Annotated in this window: 15 protein-coding genes; 6 read left to right on the top strand and 9 right to left on the bottom strand. The window is 36.7% G+C overall.

The window, feature by feature from the left end; all coding sequences use genetic code 11:
• The first annotated feature begins 79 nt into the window (after nucleotides 1-79).
• Entirely contained in the window at nucleotides 80-1,027 is a 948-nt protein-coding gene (locus ELS83_RS12545; RefSeq protein WP_171595905.1) for an NAD(P)-dependent alcohol dehydrogenase, read from the top strand.
• A gap of 71 nt (nucleotides 1,028-1,098) precedes the next feature.
• Here the strand turns inward: ELS83_RS12545 and ELS83_RS12540 are convergent, their stop codons facing one another.
• The 5 genes from ELS83_RS12540 to ELS83_RS12520 all read right to left on the bottom strand — a co-directional run bounded on the left by ELS83_RS12540 (nucleotide 1,099) and on the right by ELS83_RS12520 (nucleotide 8,948).
• Nucleotides 1,099-1,698 (bottom strand): thioredoxin family protein, encoded by a 600-nt coding sequence (locus ELS83_RS12540; RefSeq protein ID WP_171595904.1) that lies wholly within the window; start codon nucleotides 1,696-1,698, stop codon nucleotides 1,099-1,101.
• Between the two features lie 29 nt (nucleotides 1,699-1,727).
• Nucleotides 1,728-2,210: a TlpA disulfide reductase family protein gene (locus tag ELS83_RS12535; protein WP_171595903.1), complete on the bottom strand. Its 483-nt coding sequence runs from the start codon at nucleotides 2,208-2,210 to the stop codon at nucleotides 1,728-1,730.
• A 142-nt stretch (nucleotides 2,211-2,352) separates the two neighbouring features.
• Nucleotides 2,353-5,466 carry an efflux RND transporter permease subunit gene (locus ELS83_RS12530; RefSeq protein WP_171595902.1) on the bottom strand — a complete coding sequence of 1,038 codons (3,114 nt, stop codon included), beginning with the start codon at nucleotides 5,464-5,466 and terminating at the stop codon, nucleotides 2,353-2,355.
• A 24-nt stretch (nucleotides 5,467-5,490) separates the two neighbouring features.
• Nucleotides 5,491-6,576: an efflux RND transporter periplasmic adaptor subunit gene (locus ELS83_RS12525; protein WP_171595901.1), complete on the bottom strand. Its 1,086-nt coding sequence runs from the start codon at nucleotides 6,574-6,576 to the stop codon at nucleotides 5,491-5,493.
• Between the two features lie 17 nt (nucleotides 6,577-6,593).
• Nucleotides 6,594-8,948 (bottom strand): TolC family protein, encoded by a 2,355-nt coding sequence (locus tag ELS83_RS12520; protein WP_171595900.1) that lies wholly within the window; start codon nucleotides 8,946-8,948, stop codon nucleotides 6,594-6,596.
• A 460-nt stretch (nucleotides 8,949-9,408) separates the two neighbouring features.
• Here ELS83_RS12520 and ELS83_RS12515 point away from each other — a divergent pair, with 460 nt between their 5' ends.
• Nucleotides 9,409-10,248 carry a prephenate dehydratase gene (locus ELS83_RS12515; RefSeq protein WP_171595899.1) on the top strand — a complete coding sequence of 280 codons (840 nt, stop codon included), beginning with the start codon at nucleotides 9,409-9,411 and terminating at the stop codon, nucleotides 10,246-10,248.
• On the opposite strand, the gene ELS83_RS12510 is transcribed toward ELS83_RS12515, so the two are convergent.
• Nucleotides 10,245-10,514 carry a 4a-hydroxytetrahydrobiopterin dehydratase gene (locus tag ELS83_RS12510; RefSeq protein WP_171595898.1) on the bottom strand — a complete coding sequence of 90 codons (270 nt, stop codon included), beginning with the start codon at nucleotides 10,512-10,514 and terminating at the stop codon, nucleotides 10,245-10,247. The two genes, ELS83_RS12515 and ELS83_RS12510, sit on opposite strands and share 4 nt — an antisense overlap.
• Before the next feature lie 111 nt (nucleotides 10,515-10,625).
• Nucleotides 10,626-11,615: a hypothetical protein gene (locus ELS83_RS12505; RefSeq protein WP_171595897.1), complete on the bottom strand. Its 990-nt coding sequence runs from the start codon at nucleotides 11,613-11,615 to the stop codon at nucleotides 10,626-10,628.
• Nucleotides 11,616-11,883: 268 nt separating this feature from the next.
• Between ELS83_RS12505 and ELS83_RS12500 the strand changes: the two genes are divergently transcribed.
• Nucleotides 11,884-13,902, top strand: a complete 2,019-nt coding sequence (locus ELS83_RS12500) for a monovalent cation:proton antiporter family protein (RefSeq protein WP_171595896.1) — start codon at nucleotides 11,884-11,886, stop codon at nucleotides 13,900-13,902.
• On the opposite strand, the gene ELS83_RS12495 is transcribed toward ELS83_RS12500, so the two are convergent.
• Together ELS83_RS12495 and ELS83_RS12490 are read right to left on the bottom strand one after the other, a co-directional pair.
• Nucleotides 13,891-14,466 carry a tetratricopeptide repeat protein gene (locus ELS83_RS12495; RefSeq protein ID WP_171595895.1) on the bottom strand — a complete coding sequence of 192 codons (576 nt, stop codon included), beginning with the start codon at nucleotides 14,464-14,466 and terminating at the stop codon, nucleotides 13,891-13,893. The genes ELS83_RS12500 and ELS83_RS12495 overlap by 12 nt on opposite strands.
• A 111-nt stretch (nucleotides 14,467-14,577) precedes the next feature.
• A complete protein-coding gene (locus ELS83_RS12490) occupies nucleotides 14,578-14,946 on the bottom strand; it encodes a hypothetical protein (RefSeq protein ID WP_171595894.1) in 369 nt (122 codons plus the stop codon).
• A 180-nt stretch (nucleotides 14,947-15,126) separates the two neighbouring features.
• Between ELS83_RS12490 and ELS83_RS12485 the strand changes: the two genes are divergently transcribed.
• The 3 genes from ELS83_RS12485 (at nucleotide 15,127) to ELS83_RS12475 (ending at nucleotide 17,849) form a co-directional block, all read left to right on the top strand.
• Nucleotides 15,127-16,395, top strand: coding sequence for a sensor histidine kinase (locus tag ELS83_RS12485; RefSeq protein WP_171595893.1), 1,269 nt, complete (start codon nucleotides 15,127-15,129; stop codon nucleotides 16,393-16,395).
• A gap of 4 nt (nucleotides 16,396-16,399) precedes the next feature.
• Nucleotides 16,400-17,098, top strand: coding sequence for a response regulator transcription factor (locus ELS83_RS12480; RefSeq protein ID WP_171595892.1), 699 nt, complete (start codon nucleotides 16,400-16,402; stop codon nucleotides 17,096-17,098).
• Nucleotides 17,099-17,171: 73 nt separating this feature from the next.
• Nucleotides 17,172-17,849, top strand: a complete 678-nt coding sequence (locus ELS83_RS12475; RefSeq protein ID WP_171595891.1) for a YggS family pyridoxal phosphate-dependent enzyme — start codon at nucleotides 17,172-17,174, stop codon at nucleotides 17,847-17,849.
• The last annotated feature ends 56 nt before the right edge of the window (nucleotides 17,850-17,905 follow it).

Raw genomic sequence — 17,905 nt, 5'->3', positions numbered from 1 at the left:
AATTGAGCCAAACTTGTCGTAACTTGAATAGTGAGTTTTATACTTACAAAAGATTCAACCTAACTGAAAGAAAACGACGATGAAAGCTATTGTAATGAGGAAATATGGTTCTCCGGATGTGTTGGAAATTGCAAATCTGGATCGACCCAAAATAAAAGACAACCAGGTATTGGTAGAGGTATACGCATCTTCGGTTAATCCTGTTGATTGGAAGATTAGAAAAGGCATGCTGAAACTGTTCATGCGAAAAAAATTACCTTGTGTTTTAGGTGGCGATATTGCAGGCAGAATTTTGGAAGTAGGTAAAAAAGTGCAGTTTTATCGTGTTGGCGATGAGGTGTATGGTAAGGTAGATATCATTAAAAATGGTGCATATGCCGAATATGTTGCCACTACACCCGATCATCTTGCTCTTAAGCCGCAGAATATGAATTTTGAGGAAGCAGCAACTTTACCCTTGGCAGGTTTAACAGCCTTACAAGCTTTGCGTGATATGGGCGGCATTAAAAAGGGAATGAGTGTATTGGTGAATGGATGTTCCGGAGGAGTTGGTTCGTTTGCCTTGCAGTTGGCAAAAGCTTTTCAGTGTAAGGCAACAGGAGTGTGTAGCACGAAAAATCTAGAATTTGCAAAAGAGTTGGGAGCCGATAGGGTAGTCGATTATCAAAACGAGAATCTGTTTGAAATACAGGAAGAATACGACATTTTTTTCGATGTTGTTGGAAATCTTGAATATTCGAAAGTAAAACACTTGTTACAACGTGGCGGTGTTTATGTTACAACTTTGCCTTCATTTAATATTCTTTTACTAGGTTCTATTCATAACATGGTTAGCTCTAAGAAAATGAAAAAGATATTTGTGCAGGAAAGCAAAAAAGACCTTGAACTATTGGCCGATTTTGTGGATGCAGGTTTATTAAAAACCCATATCGATAAATCTTATGAGTTAGACGATATTGCAAAAGCGCATCAATATAGCGAATCGGGCAGAGTAGTTGGAAAATTGTCGTTGAAAATTACGGAGTAAGTTTCGGATTTAAAGACAAAAAAACACAGCTAATTGGCTGTGTTTTTTTTATTATTAAGAATACTCTATACTCATCCTTTTGTCTTAATGGAACATCCAATTGCCTTTGTATAAGTCACTTCAGGTTTTTTGTTCATTAACAGAGAATTAACTGCATCTTCTAAATACCTTGTACTCACTTTAGAAGCATCTTTGTAATTATTATCTATTGTACCAATATACTCAACAGTTAATTTACTTTTATCCTTACTTAATACGTAAACATGAGGAGTTTTAGTTGCACCAAAGTTCTTGTAAACTTCCTGTTTTGCATCAAATAAATAAGGAAATGTGAATCCTTTTTCCTTTGCTCTTTTTTGCATTCCTTCAAACGAATCTCCTGGAACAACAGCAGGATCGTTTGGATTAATTGCAATTACAGGAAAGCCTTTTTTCTTATACTTCTTATCGAAATCAATAATTCGATCCTCATAAGCCACTGCATATGGACAGTGGTTACAGGTAAAGATTACTACAAATCCTTTGGCATCAGAGTAATCTGAAAGAGAAATGTGTTTGCCATCGATGTTTTTCAGCTTGAAATCTTCAGCTGAATCTCCAACTTTATATCCCTGAGCCATAATTGCTACAGATGATATGAGTAGGAAGCATAGTAATAATACTTTTTTCATTTTTATAAAAATTGGTTAATACTAAAATTTTATCTGTTAAAATTATCAATGGTCTCTGCCAGTTCTGAGTAGGTAATTTTTCCGGCAAAGAATTTTCGATTTTCTTTTTTATAAACAACCGTTGCCGGTAATGCACCATCCCAACTTTGATCAACTTTACCGATCCAGGCGTTTGAATCGGGGTCATCGAGGATTACCACTTCGGCATTGATGTTTTTTTTCTTGAGGAATTTTGTGAGACGTTCCTTTACATTCGAACCAAAATCCAAACTTACCAGTAGGATTTTTACTTTTTTGTTTTCGTAAGATTTTCTGATGTGTTCAAATTCGGGAAGTTCTTCCACGCATGGTTTACACCACATGGCCCAGAAGTTAATAACATATGTGGTATCGTTTTGTTGATGAAAACTTGGCTTTAAAGCTTCGTAATCCATGGTTTTAAAATCCTGGGAATTGCCATTTAGGCTAATGGATATTAAAACAATCAACAAGTAAAATAATCGTTGTTTCATCATCATGTACAAATAAGACTTGTGAGTATTAAATATACCATTAATCGTTGAAACAGAATAATCTGGCTTGTTATTGATTTGTTAAAAATGGGATAAAGAAAAAGCCTGTCGTTTTGTGACAGGCTTCTAATTTGTAAATTATTTAGTCGCTTAAAAGAGCTTCGTTAAATTCATAATCCTTGTAATTTACTTTATAGAACACACTATATAAAGCAGGGATAAATATTAATGTAATTACTGTACCAAACAGGAGCCCTATCATGATTGATGCAGCCATTGGTTCCCACATTAATCCACCTCCAAGATACAATGGAATTAATCCTAATGATGTAGTGAAGGTAGTTAAAAGAATTGGTCTGAAACGCTGCAAACAAGCTGCTATCACTGCATCTTGTGGAGTCCGTTTGAGTTCGGTAAGTTCAATTTCTATTCTGTCGATTAATACAATGGCATTGTTAATTACAATTCCGGCAAGAGAAATAACACCTAAAAAGGCCATAAAGCCAAAGTAGGAGCGAAGGGCTATTAAACCAATAACCACACCAATTACACCCAAAGGAATGGTACTAACCACCATGGTGGTTTTACGGAATGAATTGAATTGGATCACCAAAAGAAGCAGGATTAAAAATGCCGACAATGGTAAATAAGCAATTACAGCACCCATATTTTCAGCTGTATTCTTACTTTCACCTCCCAGCTCATAGTTGTAACCGGCAGGCCAGGTTTTTACATCTTCTTCCAGCCATGGCAATACTTCGTCCATAATTGCAGATGCATTTCCCTCTTCGGTTATTTCACTGGAAACATTAATGCTTCGGGCCAAATCCAGTCGCTTAATTTTGGCATATTGCCATTGCGGAATAATGCTGGCTACCTGCGAAAGCGGCACACTCTTTCCAGAGCTCTGCGAAAATACATTCATGGTTTCTATGGTTTCATAGCTTTGATTCTGACTGGAGAAACCTCTCAATAAAATTGGAATGTTTTTATCTTCTTCGCGATATTCACCCGTTTGGAAACCATCCAACACGGTTTTTAAAGATGTGGCAATATCCTGGTTTGTAATTCCTGCAATTTGTGCATTGTTCTGATCAATATTGATCACAAACTTTTTGGTTTTTGGACCCCAATCGTCCTTTACATTTTTGGTTCCCTGAACCTGTGAAAGTTTCGATTTTATTTTTTCAGATAGCTCGGCAAGAATATCAGGATTATTTCCTTTTACCTTTATTTCGATAGGAGTGCCACTACCTCCCGATCCTAAGGCAGATACTTTTACATCAGCATTTGGGAAACTTTGGTAGCTAAATTCATCCAGTTTTCGAATTACTTCGGCGTTTTCTTCGAAGGAGCTGGTATTAACAAGAATGTGGGCATAGCTCGAATTTGCTTCATCCTGAGAGTAACCCAGGTCATAAGATTCCGGACCCTGACCGATAAAGGAGGACCAGTCGATTATGCCTTTATCCCTATCATTGTTCACCAATAAATCACTGGTGATATAACCTTCTATTCTTTTAACCACCTTCTCGGTCTGTTCAATCTTTGTACCCAATGGCAGGTTGATATCAACGGTAATCATGTTTCGATCACTATCGGGGAAGAAAATGAAAGGTACCAAACTAAATCCCTTTAAGGATAAAATAAATAAGAGTACAATGCCACCAATTACCATTCCTTTTCGGTTTAGAGCCGAGAGAATAATCGATTTGTAATATACTTTTAGGGTACCAAAAATTCGATCCATGAAGTTAGGCTTCGACTCGTCCTTAGGTTTCACCTTAAGGAAATAATAGCAAAGCATCGTTATAATGGTAAGCGAAACAATCCATGATGAGATCAACGCCAGTGTAATGACTACGAAAATAGGTCCAACAATATCACCCATGGTCGATTCGGCCAAATAGAAAGAGAGAAATGCTACCGATGTGGTCAATGTCGAAATCAGAAGTGGAACAATTAACTCCGAACAGGAAGAAACAGCAGCATCTTTCACCGACATGCCTTTTTCCATTTTTACCATAATAGATTCAGAAACCACGATGGCATTATCAACCATCATTCCAAGCGCCATGATTAAAGCTGCTAAAGTTACCTGGTTTAAACCCATATTGATTAAACCCATTAGCATTAAAGTCATAATGGTAACAATTGGTATCAGACTGGAAATAATCAAACCGGTTCTCAAACCCAGAAATATCAGCATTACAACCAATACAATTACGATAGATTGAACCAGGTTGCCGATAAAGTTATCAATACTTTTATCTACATAGTGATCTAAGGAAGTCAATCTTTGAACGTCGAGGCCAATAGGCAAGCGTTCGTTCCAATCTGCTAATACCTTATCTACATCTTGGCCAAGTTTAATGATATTGGCTCCATCCATTAGTGAAATCGATAAAGAGATGGCAGGTTGCCCATTCACATGCACAATGGTGCTGGCAGGTTCCACATAAGCTTTCCTGATGCTGGTAATATCTCTTAATTGTACCACCTGGCTTCCATCTCCTACAGGAATCAGGGTGTTTTCAATGCTTTCCAGTGATTCATAGTTCCCGGTTGGCTCAAGTATAATTCTTTCCGATTCCAGGTTCACTTCACCTCCCGAATCCAAAATGTTTGTAGAAGCAATAATATTTTGAAGCATGGAGGATGTTAATCCATATTCTTTTAATTGGGATTCATCGAACTCGATAAATACCCTTTCGTCCTGAACGCCGCCAAGTTCTACTTTGGCAGCATCATCAAGTTTAATTAAGGCATCTCTTAAATCATCGGCAAACTCCTTCATTTCAACATAGGAGTAACCATCACTTATCAGGCCAACCATTATACCATAAACCACACCAACATCATCGTCGTTAAGGTTCGGATTAACACCTTGTGGAAGGTCACGCAAGTCATTTAATTTTCTTCTTAGCTTGTCCCATATGGATTGAAGATCTTCCGGCGCAACTTCATCTTTCAGTGTTACAGTAACCACCGATAATCCTGTTCTTGATGTACTGTTGATTTCTTTTACCTCAGGAATTTCCTGGGCTTTCTTTTCAATTTTATCTGTAACCAAAAGTTCTACTCGTTCTGGCCCGGCACCAGGAAAAGATGAAACCACAGTTGCAACTCTTACGGTATAAGGTGGCATACTGTCCCTGGGCAATGTTTCGTATAGAGCCAAACCTAGTATCACCACCACAGCTAGCAATGTAAATGTGATTCGGCTTTTTTCAATAGCAAATTTTGTAAGGTTCATAATTGCATTGTTAAGGGGTGAATACTATTTTAAGCTAACTTTTTGTCCGTCGAGCAGGGTTTGTAAACCAGCAGTTGCTACCAGTTGACCTGGTTTTAAACCACTTTTTACTTCAAATCCAACGGGAGAAAGTTCTCCAACCGTAAAATGTTGCTTTTTAATCACTCCAACATTTTCGTTCTCTTTTACAATTACAAAAACAAAATTTCCTTTGCTATCTTCGCCTACGGCTGATATCGGAACAATAAGACTATCGCCTTTATCGGTTTTACCAAATTTAAATTTAATGTGTGCAGCCATTCCCGATTTTACTTCGGATGTTTCACCAGTTAATTTGATTCGTACCGGATAGGTAGCAGAACCTTCACTAATGGATGGAGAAACTTCATTTACAATTCCTTCATATTCTTTTCCTTGAAGTGCTGGAAAAGTAGCCGTAACATTCATCCCTTTATTCACCCTGTTGATTACATTTTCGGGCAGTCCCAGGCTTACCTCCATAAAGCTTCCTGCATTTAGAACGGCAATAATTTGTCCGGCACTTACATTCTCGTTGTTTTCAACATTTTTGGATGCAATTACTCCATTGGCCGGCGCATTAATAATACCATATCCCACTTGCTTCTCCTGAATTTCAACACTTCGTTTGGCCGATTCATAATTGGCTTCGGCCGAAGCATAAGATGCTTTTGCGTTCTCATAATCACTTAGCGAGGCACTTCCTTTTTCGAAAAGGGTTCTGGTTCGTTCCAGTGTTGATGTGGCCGTATTTAAATTGGCCTTTGAGCTACTCAAGGTTGAAATAGACTGTTCCAAAGATAGCTGGGCTTCCGAGTTATCGATTCTGGCCAATAAATCGCCTTTGTTTACGCTTTGACCATTGGCAATATTTAAAACAGTAAGAATTCCGGCTGTTCTAAAGCTAAGGTTGATTTCCTTGTCAGATCGGGCGGTACCATTAAAGGATCGAACCTGGCCAATTCCGGAATAGTTTACTTCCTGGTATTTTACGGGTCGGAATCGCTCTGTTTTTTGATCCTTTTCGCCACCAGAGCATGCGCTAAACAGAACGAATAATAGTGCAATTGGAAATGTGTATAATGATTTCATAATGATATGGTTTTTCTTTACTGATTGTTTGATATAAGATAATTCTGAAGGTTCTGAATAAAGTTTTGATTCTCTTCATCAGGGTTCAGGAAGAAATAATAGGATAAAATTCTTTCCATTTGTAACAGGCTTAGGTAAAAGTTATAACCAGCACTTGCCTGTTGCTGTTGAGCCTGAAAATAAGCTTGCTGAGCATCAATTAAGCTGGTAATACTCACGGCACCATTTAGGTAAGAGATTTGCATTAAGTCCAAACTTTCCTTTGCTGTTTTGGTTGTCAGGTTCGACAATTCTATATTGGTGTACAGGTTCAAAATGGAATAAACGATATCATTAACATTCTGGCGAATTATACTTTCGGTATTTTCTTTCTGTAGTTTTAACTGATCCTGTTGAATTAGGGATTTTTGGCGATTGATATTACGCTGATTTTTATTGAAAAGAGGCAGGCTCAGCTGAACGCCTACATTGTAATATCCATCAGGAGGAGCAGTAAAACCTGTAGGATATGAACTGCCTTCTCCGTCGCGTGTGAACGTATGATTATAAGCTCCTTGTAATGCCACTGTTGGCAAAAACTTACTGCGTTGGTACAGTTTGGCCGAACGCTCACTTGCCGAAATATTAAACTGAAGTGATTTTAACTCATGAGCATTTTCAATTGCAACCTGCTCCAGGAAGTTTAGCAATTTGCTTCTTAGAATCGGATCGTCAATCAGTTGAATCAAGCCTTTGTAATCAAATTGATCTACAGCTTCTTCATCAACAAGAGCGTGGGCAATATCAATTTTAAAATCGATAGGATTATTTAAAACCTGGTTTAGTGCATGTATGGTTTGCACATAGTTGGTATAGGCATTTACAATGTTTTGGGTGGCCAGGGCAAGTTCACTTCGCCATCTTAGAACATCAGATTTTCCGGTTTGTCCTACGGAATAGTTTTGTTTTGCGATTTCAAAATTCTTTCGGGTAACCCTTAGGTTTTCATCATTTATCAGAAAATTTGCTTTCGCGATAAGCGCATTGTAAAAGGTGATACCAGCATCCAAAATGGCATCCTTTTCTGTTGCATTGTAGTTTTCCTGGCTAGCCTGTTCCAGTTCTTTCTGAATTTTGATATTGGCACTTGCCTGTTCCGAAAATAAAACCTGTTCCAAGCTAATATTTCCACTGGTCGAAAATTCTGGATTTGATCCATTGGAAGCTTTGGCAAGATCCGGATCGATATGAGAACCCGTAAGAGAAGAAGATAGGTTAGGCAAATATTCACTGTTTGCAAGTTTAACATCTTTTTTTGCCAAATCAACATCGTATTTACTTGCCTTTAAACTGAGGTTACTCTCCAATAATTGATAAACCACATCGTCGAGGTAATATTTTTTTTGGAAAGGAATATTCTGAGCACTACCTACGATATTGGTACGAATCAGAAAGCTGTATTTTAATGGAAACTCAATTTTAAACGATGTTTCGATATTGAGTAAAAGTTTCGACTCAAAATCCAAATAAATAGGAAGTTCGGATAATTTCTTTCCCATCACAGCCGCTTCAATGGTAAGGGCAATTCTTCTGAAAAACTGATCGAGCTCATTCACGGGTTGAGAATTGAATAGTATACCAAAATCGGAAAATCTCTGATCCATGGATGTATAGGATGGTAATTTTCGGTCATTGATCATGTTGATCATTCTTTGCTGATCTTCTTCAGAATAAAATTGTCCACCAGAAAGGTATACCGCATCTACATCATCAAGCTCTGAACTCAAATCATCAACAGAAGAGAGTGAGATAAGTTTGAAATCAGCATTACTATCTTTGAGAATTTTGCCTAAAGTTTCTTCGACAGGATAAATTTCGCTTAAATATTGATCTACAATAATTCCAACCTTCTTGTAGGGATACATTTCCCGAAATTCACTTAAATCCTTCTGATAAGATTGTGGGGTAAGAATATAGGTTAGATTCTCAATTTTTGAACTTTTCTGACCTTCGGGAAACTCGATGAAATCATCGTTGATTACACCAAATAATACCACTGGTTTTGGGAAGTTATTTGATTGGGCGATTACAAAATTATTGATAGAGCCAAAGGATAGAATTAAATCTACATCATTGGCTTGAATTGCCTTTTCGTAATTCTGTTTTGCTTTTTCTTTGTTGAGTTCGTTCAACAGAAAATACTGTTCTTTGAATACAACTTTTGCTTCCTGTGCAACTACTGATTTTATCTCCGATTGCAGACGATTCAGGATAGAATCGGTATCGTGGATGTATTTGTCTCCCAAAATTGCAATGGAATATTCCTTGCCATTTTGAGCAGAAATCATGCTGCAGCATAACAATAAGTAAAGTAATAGGATGTTTCTTCTCATGTGGTTTCCTCTTAAAGTATGGTGAATGAGCATAAAAGATATTAAAAAAGTGTGAGAAACTGATTTAAAACTAAGAATTGTTAAATGAAAATTGATGTTCTTAACTCAATATTAATATTGCGGGAAAGTCGGATTTTAAAATATTTTTTTACCTTTGACTCAAACAAAGCAAATTATAGATGATGAACAGAAATTACACAAATCAGTTTTTTTTCTTTTTTAGCAGATCATGCTAAGAAGGTTTTGTGTAATCTAAAATATTAACTGAGCCTTTTTTAAGGCTCTTTTTTTTTACGATAAAATGAGAACCATATTTTTCTTTAGCTTCTTTTTTAGCTTTTTCTTTTTTGGAGACGAGAAGGACAGGATTCTTATGGTTTAAATACAGCATAAAGTAAATGAGAGTCCTGATTAATCAGGACTTTTTTTTTGATAAAAATCTAACAAAAACCAAAATAAAATGGATAAAAGAAGAATTGTAATTCAGGGAGTGGAAGGCTGCTTTCATCATATTGCTGCCAATGCCTATTACGGAGAAGATGTTGAAATTATTCCGGCAGAAAACTTTGCAAAACTGGTCGACCTTGTGAATGATGAAAGTGTTTGCGATGCGGGCATCATGGCCATAGAAAATTCCATTGCTGGAAGTATACTTCAAAATTATGGACTTCTTCAAGATTCAGGACTCGTGGTAGAAGGTGAAATTTTCCTTAGAGTAAAACAAAATTTAATGTCCTTGCCAGGGCAGAAAATCGAAGATTTGAAAGAGGTGCATTCACATCCAATGGCAATAAACCAATGTAGAGCATTTTTTCGCAAATACCCACACATACGCCTGGTCGAAACTGAAGATACCGCCATTAGTGCCAGAAACATTCGTGAAAAAGAATTGCATGGAATTGGAGCCATTGCCGGCGATTTGCCAGCAAGTTTGTACGAGCTTGAAATACTGGCTGAAGAGATAGAGAGCATTAAGAATAATCAAACCAGGTTTTTTCTTTTAAAGCGCAAAAAGGATGTTGGTCCGAATGGCGGATATACTAAGGCATCGCTTTATTTTAGTACTAGCCACGAGCCTGGCAGCCTGTCTTATATTTTAGAATGTTTTGCTGAAGAACGAATTAACCTTTCAAAAATTCAATCACACCCTATTCCAGGTGTCAATTGGCAATACTTTTTCCATGTGGATTTAGAGTTCGAAACGCCATTGCAATTTAAAAATGCCATGAACAAAATTTCTGAAAAGGCCAGGGGGATGAAAATCTTAGGGACTTACAACAAGGGTATCGAAATCCGCTAATTCTGATTTAGGGAGTCAAAAATTTGATCCACTTTTTTGGCCAGGGAGATATCCTTCTCGGTAATTCTTCTTTTTGAATGAGTTGTTAAAATCACTCTGACATTTTTGTACTTATACAATTTAATGTCGGGGTGATGATCAGCTTTTTCAGCATCTTCTGCAATCAGGTTGATAAAATGAACTGCTTGCTTAAAACCTGATAAGACATAGTTTTTTACCAGTTTACTATCAATTTCGCTCCAGCCTTGTTCCAATAAAATATTCATATTTTTCTTTTTTGATATATAAAGTTAAGGAAACAAAATTGTAATGTAAATAGAAAAGGACAGCCTCGGGCCATCCTTTTGTAATGATTTGATATCAGATATATAAAAAAATTATAATGCAATTTCGCGATCGAGCTCTTCTCCCATAATTTTTGCACCGCTGTACAAGACGGATCTTTCTTCGGCTTCCATATACACATCAAATGGCAGCGCTATGTTATATGCAGTCTGAACCAAAATGGAAATATCATCTTTCGAACCCAGTTGGTTTCTCCAGTTTGCTTCCGTTTCATCAAGAAGGTAGGCATATACAGGTCCGGTATAATAAGCAAAACAGTCTACATACGATTTGCTTTCCCAAAGTGCAGTTAATTTTGTTTGAAGATACGATTTGAACTCATTTGGTGTTCTACAGATTTTATTAGCAGTGTATTCTGCCATTCCTTCATGAATTTCAAATCGGTTTTCACAACCATCGCAATCTGAGAATAAAGCTCTTCGATATTTTCGAAAGCAGATCGCATCAATAATGGCCTGCTTTCTATCTTCACCTTCGCTTTGTAAGGCAAACTCAAGAGCTTTCCATTCTAGTTTTAACCACAAACGTGCTTCCATTTCTTCCATATGATTGTTATTGTATGGTAATGGCTTTAAATCGATTTGAGGTTGCAAACAATGAAATGCTTCATGAAGAATCAGGCATTGTTGTTCAATTTTATTTTCAGGCAATGGAAGAGGTATTACGGCCCAGTTTCTTTTGTCGATTTTTTGTGGGCCTTTTTTTACTTCAATAAAATCTGGAAGCGCACCAACATACATGTTGTTCTCTTCGGTAAGCTCTAGTTTTGAACTGTTTTTATTGGAATAAATTACACCATTTTCTTCATCGATAAAGAGAATTGGAACATCAAGGCTATGTCCCCACAAAAGCCCATTGTCTTTAGAGCAAAGCTCTTTGGTTTCATCAAAAATAGATTTGATGTCTCTTGGAGATTCAATTTGATTGCCTGCGAGAGAATTCGCGATGCTCATCATAAAAATTGCTCCCCCAATTGCAATATTCTTTATGGTATTCATCTTGTCTTTGGTTAATAGGTTCATGAGTTTATAATCAGTTATTATGCCAAGAGTTGTAATAGTCACATTAATAGTGTTGTAGGGTGAGTTGTGAACGATTGAAAATCAGTAATTATTGTTTCATGTCGTACAGTTGGTGTTCGTTAGTGTGCAGTGTTTACATTTATTTAACAGCAAGCAGACAAATTGGAACTAATAAGAGAATTCTGTATCTTAAATAATGTTATTTAAACATGTTGCTTTGATATGTTTTATAATCAGTCGTTTCTGCAACACACTAAAATTAAACTGAATGAATGGATACCTTGAAATAGTAATGGTAGTGGTGGGATTTTTAATTATTGCAGTTGGTGCAAATCGAATTTCACTCTACTTTCCGAAAATAAAATTACCAATCATTACAGGTTTGTTGTTTATTGGAATTTTATCGGGGCCTTATGTGCTAAACCTTTTGCCTAAAAGTTCGATCGAAAAACTTGGCTTTGTGAACGAAGTATCATTGGCCTTTATTGCTTTTGCTGCTGGAGCTGAATTGTTTCTCAAAGAGCTGAAAGGCAGGATGAAAAGCATTAAGTGGATGACTTTTGGTCAGTTGGTTTTTACTTTTAGCATCAGTGTATCCTTTGTTCTGCTGGTTTCCGAGAGAATTCAGTTTTTGTCCGAAATGTCATTCGAATACCAATTAGCCATTGCTCTGTTAATTGGAACCGTGTTTGTTACCAGGTCTCCCGTTTCGGCCATTGCAGTAATTAATGAAATGAGAGCCAAAGGTCCCTTTACACAAATGGCCATTGGCGTAACAGTAATTAAAGATGTTTTGGTAATTATTCTCTTTACCATCTGTTTTGCTGTTGCTGATGCATTAATCTCCAAGATCCCTTTCGATATCTGGTTGGTGGTTATTTTGTTTGGAGAACTTTGTTTGTCGGTATTACTTGGATTCGCTCTGGGGTATTTGTTAAATGTAATTTTGGCAATTCGCCTTTACACACAGATAAAAGCTGTGGTTATTGTCCTTACGGGATATAGTGTATACTTACTGGCCAGTTTGGTGCATCATAAAAGTATCGAATGGTTTGGATTTGACTTGTATATTGAGCCCTTATTAATCTGTATTCTGGGCAGTTTTGTGGTGGTTAATTTTGGGAAAAATCGCAGAGAGTTCAATCGAATTATCGAGCTTGTAGTTCCCTCAATATATGTGCTTTTCTACACCTTAACAGGAGCTTCTGTAAAAATTGATATCCTGCAAAATGTTTGGTCTATTGCATTGCTTTTCTTTGTTGTGCGATTGGGAAGTATGGCTATTGGTGCTTTTATTGGTGGTACGCTAGGTGGCGATCCATTAAGATACAATAGAATATCGTGGATGCCATTTGTTACACAAGCAGGAGTTGCATTGGGACTCGTTTCGGTAGTTTCGGCAAAATACCCGGGCTGGGGCGATGAGTTTGCCACCATTTTGATTGCGGTAATCGTACTCAATGAAATTTTTGGCCCACCATTATTTAAATGGTCTATTTTGTTGGTAGGAGAGAGCCATAAACAAAGAGAGCTTCAGCATGAAAATAAAGTGCAAAAAGCCTTCATTTTTGGCCTTGAAGGACAATCATTGGCTTTGGCACGACAGCTTAGCGATCACGACTGGAAAGTAAAACTGGTTACGCGAGATTTAGAGAAATCGAAACTTGAATATCATGGGGTAGATGTAATTCATGTTCCCGAATACAATTTGGAAGAACTTCAAAAGGCAAATGCCCATAAAGTTGATGCATTGATTCTATTGAATAAGGACAAAGAAAATTTAATGGTATGTGAGCTTGCCTACGAGCACTTTGGAACAAGAGATATTGTTGTTAGGGTTCACGACAGAAGTTTCATTAAGAAATTCCACGAGTTGGGAGCTTTAATTGTAGAACCATCTACTGTAATGGTAAGTTTAATGGACCACCTGGTGCGTTCACCAGTTGCTACATCGCTACTTCTAGGTATGGAAGAAAATCAGGACACTGTAGATATTGAAATGCAAAACTCAGAATTGCATGGAGTTGCCATTCGCGATATTCAAATGCCTACAGATTTAATTATTCTGGCTACCAAACGCAATCAGAATACATTAATTTCTACAGGTTTTACCAGGTTAAGACTGGGTGATGTATTAACGGTTGTTGGATCGATTGATAGTATAGATAAATTAAGGCTGAAACTGGAAAATACAGATACACCTGATTTCAAAAAAATACGATTTGCCGGGAAAACAATTTCATTCAGAAGAAGGCAGATCAAGCCTGATACTGATTTACCAGGTTAGAAAAACAGTGGTCCAAAATGCCAGGGGAACAACGGTATTCCAAATCACTTCCTCCCGATGACGGGCTCTCTGGAGCCTTTCATTTTCCACCTGCAAGCGCAGATATTCAAGCTGTTGTTGGTTTTCGATATAGGCCAACTCTTTTTCTTTCCTGATATTATCCAGGTAAATGAGAGCCTCCCTGCTTTTTTGAGGGTTTGAATTGGCAACTGCAATTAAATCTTGTTCCGATTCATTTAATCGATTCAAATGGTAATAAGCCATGCCTCTTTGAAGTCTAACTTCGGTCATATATGGTTTCTTTTGCAGTACATGATCGAAATCGAGAATGGCTTTATCGTATTTTTTTAGCTGCATGTAGGCATAGCCTCTGTCCTGAAATATTGTTGGGTAATATGGCATAATGCGAATTGCAGTATCCAACTGTGGAATGGCATCATTGTATTTTCCTTCCAGAATTAACATTCTTCCCTTGTCGTGATATTTCATATAGCGTTCTACATTTTGAGCTTGCAGTGCAAAGGTCAGTAGAACATTTACGAGTACAATTATTGCTGTTTTCATTATGGATAGCATTTTTAATCTGAACGAAAAGAAGGCAACATAAATTGTACCAAACTGCATAAAAAAACCCTTCGGTTTTTTCGAAGGGTTTAGCAGTAAATTGATAAAAACTTATGATTTTTTCTCGCTTGCTTCTTTTTTGCACTTACCGTCACATTTTTTTGCGCTAGCTTCTTTTTTGCTACAACCTTTTTTGCAGTCAGAACCACATTTTTTAGCGCTAGCTTCTTTTTTGCCTTTACAGCACTCTTTTTTGCTTGAACATTCTTTTTTATCAGAACAAGCTTTTTTATCAGAGCAACATGCTTTTTTATCAGCTTTAGCTTCTTTTTTAACTTTCTTCTTATCTTGTTCCTGATCCTGATCGAAATCCTGAGTAAGTACGATATCGTTATCTACAGTAATGTTAACTGGTACACTTGCAATACTCACCGCGCTAATTGCGAAAACAAATAATAGGCTCAATAATAATTTCTTCATCGTTTTAAATTTAAAATGTTAATTAATCCGTTTTGTTTTAATTGAATTGTATGATAAAGAACGTAAAAGATCTTTTTATCTGCTGTTAATGAATTGTTAAAGAAGTTTAATTTTTTAAAAAATAAATTACCTTTGAGGTGTTTAATTGACCGAAAACTAAAGGAGTACAGAAGAAATTGAATGAGAAAAAAAGTTCAAACATTAATTAACAGAATTAATCATTATCGAATCCAAATCTTGCTTGGAGTATCGATTGTAGTTCTTATTACTCTTCTTTTAATACAGATAAGATGGATTAACCGGGCCCGTGATTTAAATGAAGAACAATTTAATCATAGGGTTGGTATGGCATTGCACGAATCGGTGGATGAATTCATGAAAGACAGGGAGAGTTGCGAAACCATGAGTGCCTGTATGAACAAGTCGAAATTCGATGCCAACGACAGTGCACAATTGGAAAGCGAGGTGGAGCGTTTGGATTCCATTATTAAGCAACAATTTAAAAATTACCAAATTCAATCGCCGTATAATATTGAGGTATTAAGTTCGGCCGACGAGCAACCCAGAAGTAAATGTTTCTATTATAGTTTACGAAAGGCCTTAAGTCACGACAAGGCTGTGCTGAATGTATATTTTCAAAAAAGGGAACAAAGCATTCTTGATAGTATGGGCAGTATGTTTATTCTATCGATGATATTAATCCTGATCCTGTTCGTGTTTTTTGGGATTACAGTTCTTTCCTTATTTAAGGATAAGAAAATACTGGGACGCACCACAGATTTGATTAATAATATTGCCCACGAATTTAAAACTCCTATGGCTACCATTGCTTTGGCGGGGAAAATGTTGGGTCGCGAAAAAGTATATTCTCAGAGTGAGCAGGTGAAACATTATGCCAATGTAATCACCTCTGAAAATAACAGGTTAAAAAAGCAAATCGATCAATTGCTAAAGTTATCGTGCATCGATAGAGGAGAGTTGCAACTGAATTCTAATCAGTTTAAAGTTCACGATTTACTTTCGGAATGTATCGAAACTTTATCGGTAAGTATTTCTGAAAGGGAAGGAGATCTATTAATAAATAATAAGGCCTCGAACGATTTAATTACAGGTGATCGGGAATTGATCCAAAATGTATTTCTCAATTTACTCGATAATGCCATTAAGTACTCTCCAGGAAAACCAGAATTATCAATCGAAACAAAAAATATAAATGGCAGTTTACATGTTTTGGTATCCGATAAAGGTATTGGCATGAATAAAGAAGAGCAAAAGCATGTATTCGAGAGATATTACCGTGCTCCTACGGGCGATCGCCATGATGTGAAAGGATTTGGGATAGGTTTATCATACTCACGAATGATTATTGATGCACATAAAGGATCAATAAATGTTTGGAGCAAGAAAAATTATGGTAGTACCTTTACCGTTATAATTCCACAATCATAAATTTATGTCTACACTTACTACTAAAAATATATTGCTGGTCGAAGATGATCCGAATTTAGGCCAGGTATTAAATGATTTTCTTGAACTGGAAGGTTTCAATGTGACACTTGCCCGCGATGGAGAAGCGGGATTTGAAGAATTCTCAAAATCAAAATTTAATATTTGTCTACTGGATGTGATGCTTCCAAAAATGGATGGATTCTCATTAGGGAAAAAGATTCGAAAAAAGGACAAGGATATTCCTATCATTTTTCTCACCGCAAAATCCTTAAAGGAAGATAAGCTTAAAGGTTTCGACTTAGGTGGAGATGATTATATTACCAAACCATTTGATGAAGATGAGTTGGTTCGAAGAATAAATGCCATTTTAAAAAGAACAGCAGTGGTTTCCGATGTGTCGGAACTACAATATAAACTTGGTAATTTTGTATACAATCATGTAAATCTCACCTTAAATATTAGCGGACAGGAATCGAGAATTACCCAGAAGGAGGGGGAAGTGCTTTTCATGTTACTTCAATCGAAGAATAATGTTGTGCGCCGCGAAGATATCCTTGTAAAAGTGTGGGGCGAAAATGATTACTTTATGGGCAGAAGTTTGGACGTTTTTATCACCAAATTAAGAAAACACCTAAAGCCCGATCCACAAGTAAAAATCGAAAATGTTCATGGGGTAGGTTTTATCTTATCGGATGACAATTAATTTAAAATCTTGCTAAGACTTAAACCTGAAAAATTGTAATTTTGGATTTTACAATTCAAAACACAAGATTGGTATGAGCATACCTCAGAGAATACAAGAAATTTTAGATACTATTCCCGAAAATGTTACACTTGTAGCTGTGTCCAAAACCAAGCCTAATGAGGATATTTTGGAAGCATATAATAGCGGGTATCGTATTTTTGGTGAAAATAAACCACAGGAGTTAACAAGGAAATACAACGAATTGCCAAAGGATATAAAATGGCACATGATTGGTCACTTGCAAAGCAATAAAGTAAAATACATTGCACCTTTTGTGAGTTTGATTCATGCTGTTGATAGTTTTAAGTTGCTGAAGGAAATAAACAAGCAAGCCGCAAAAAATGAACGAGTAATCGATTGTTTAATGCAGTTCCATATCGCCGATGAGGAAACAAAATTTGGTTTGGATATTAATGAAGCCAGGGAAATTTTCAATTCTGACGACTATAAAAATCTGCAAAATATTCGCATAGTTGGCGTGATGGGAATGGCAACTTATACCGATGACGAAACTCAGATTCGATCGGAATTTAAGAACCTTAAAAGCATTTATTCGACGCTAAAAGAAGAATACTATGCCGATGAGGATGGGTTTGCCGAAATATCGATGGGAATGTCAGGCGATTACAATTTAGCCATAGAAGAGGGAAGCTCAATGATTCGTGTGGGTAGTACCATCTTTGGAGCCCGAAACTATGCAAATAAATAAGAATTGCTGAAAGTCCTTTGTTGATGAATCGCAATTATATTTTTAAATGATTATAT

It is taken from the genome of Marinifilum caeruleilacunae, from assembly GCF_013141825.1.
Lineage (GTDB): Bacteria > Bacteroidota > Bacteroidia > Bacteroidales > Marinifilaceae > Marinifilum > Marinifilum caeruleilacunae.
Note: the sequence above shows the minus strand (reverse complement) of the source record. Positions and strands in the feature narration are given on the sequence as shown.

What these genes read in the sequence shown, in the direction of transcription:
- ELS83_RS12545 (WP_171595905.1), top strand. Translation starts at nt 80, where the DNA reads ATGAAAGCTATTGTAATGAGGAAATATGGTTCTCCGGATGTGTTGGAA.
- ELS83_RS12540 (WP_171595904.1), bottom strand. Translation starts at nt 1,698, where the DNA reads ATGAAAAAAGTATTATTACTATGCTTCCTACTCATATCATCTGTAGCA.
- ELS83_RS12535 (WP_171595903.1), bottom strand. Translation starts at nt 2,210, where the DNA reads ATGAAACAACGATTATTTTACTTGTTGATTGTTTTAATATCCATTAGC.
- ELS83_RS12530 (WP_171595902.1), bottom strand. Translation starts at nt 5,466, where the DNA reads ATGAACCTTACAAAATTTGCTATTGAAAAAAGCCGAATCACATTTACA.
- ELS83_RS12525 (WP_171595901.1), bottom strand. Translation starts at nt 6,576, where the DNA reads ATGAAATCATTATACACATTTCCAATTGCACTATTATTCGTTCTGTTT.
- ELS83_RS12520 (WP_171595900.1), bottom strand. Translation starts at nt 8,948, where the DNA reads ATGAGAAGAAACATCCTATTACTTTACTTATTGTTATGCTGCAGCATG.
- ELS83_RS12515 (WP_171595899.1), top strand. Translation starts at nt 9,409, where the DNA reads ATGGATAAAAGAAGAATTGTAATTCAGGGAGTGGAAGGCTGCTTTCAT.
- ELS83_RS12510 (WP_171595898.1), bottom strand. Translation starts at nt 10,514, where the DNA reads ATGAATATTTTATTGGAACAAGGCTGGAGCGAAATTGATAGTAAACTG.
- ELS83_RS12505 (WP_171595897.1), bottom strand. Translation starts at nt 11,615, where the DNA reads ATGAACCTATTAACCAAAGACAAGATGAATACCATAAAGAATATTGCA.
- ELS83_RS12500 (WP_171595896.1), top strand. Translation starts at nt 11,884, where the DNA reads ATGAATGGATACCTTGAAATAGTAATGGTAGTGGTGGGATTTTTAATT.
- ELS83_RS12495 (WP_171595895.1), bottom strand. Translation starts at nt 14,466, where the DNA reads ATGAAAACAGCAATAATTGTACTCGTAAATGTTCTACTGACCTTTGCA.
- ELS83_RS12490 (WP_171595894.1), bottom strand. Translation starts at nt 14,946, where the DNA reads ATGAAGAAATTATTATTGAGCCTATTATTTGTTTTCGCAATTAGCGCG.
- ELS83_RS12485 (WP_171595893.1), top strand. Translation starts at nt 15,127, where the DNA reads ATGAGAAAAAAAGTTCAAACATTAATTAACAGAATTAATCATTATCGA.
- ELS83_RS12480 (WP_171595892.1), top strand. Translation starts at nt 16,400, where the DNA reads ATGTCTACACTTACTACTAAAAATATATTGCTGGTCGAAGATGATCCG.
- ELS83_RS12475 (WP_171595891.1), top strand. Translation starts at nt 17,172, where the DNA reads ATGAGCATACCTCAGAGAATACAAGAAATTTTAGATACTATTCCCGAA.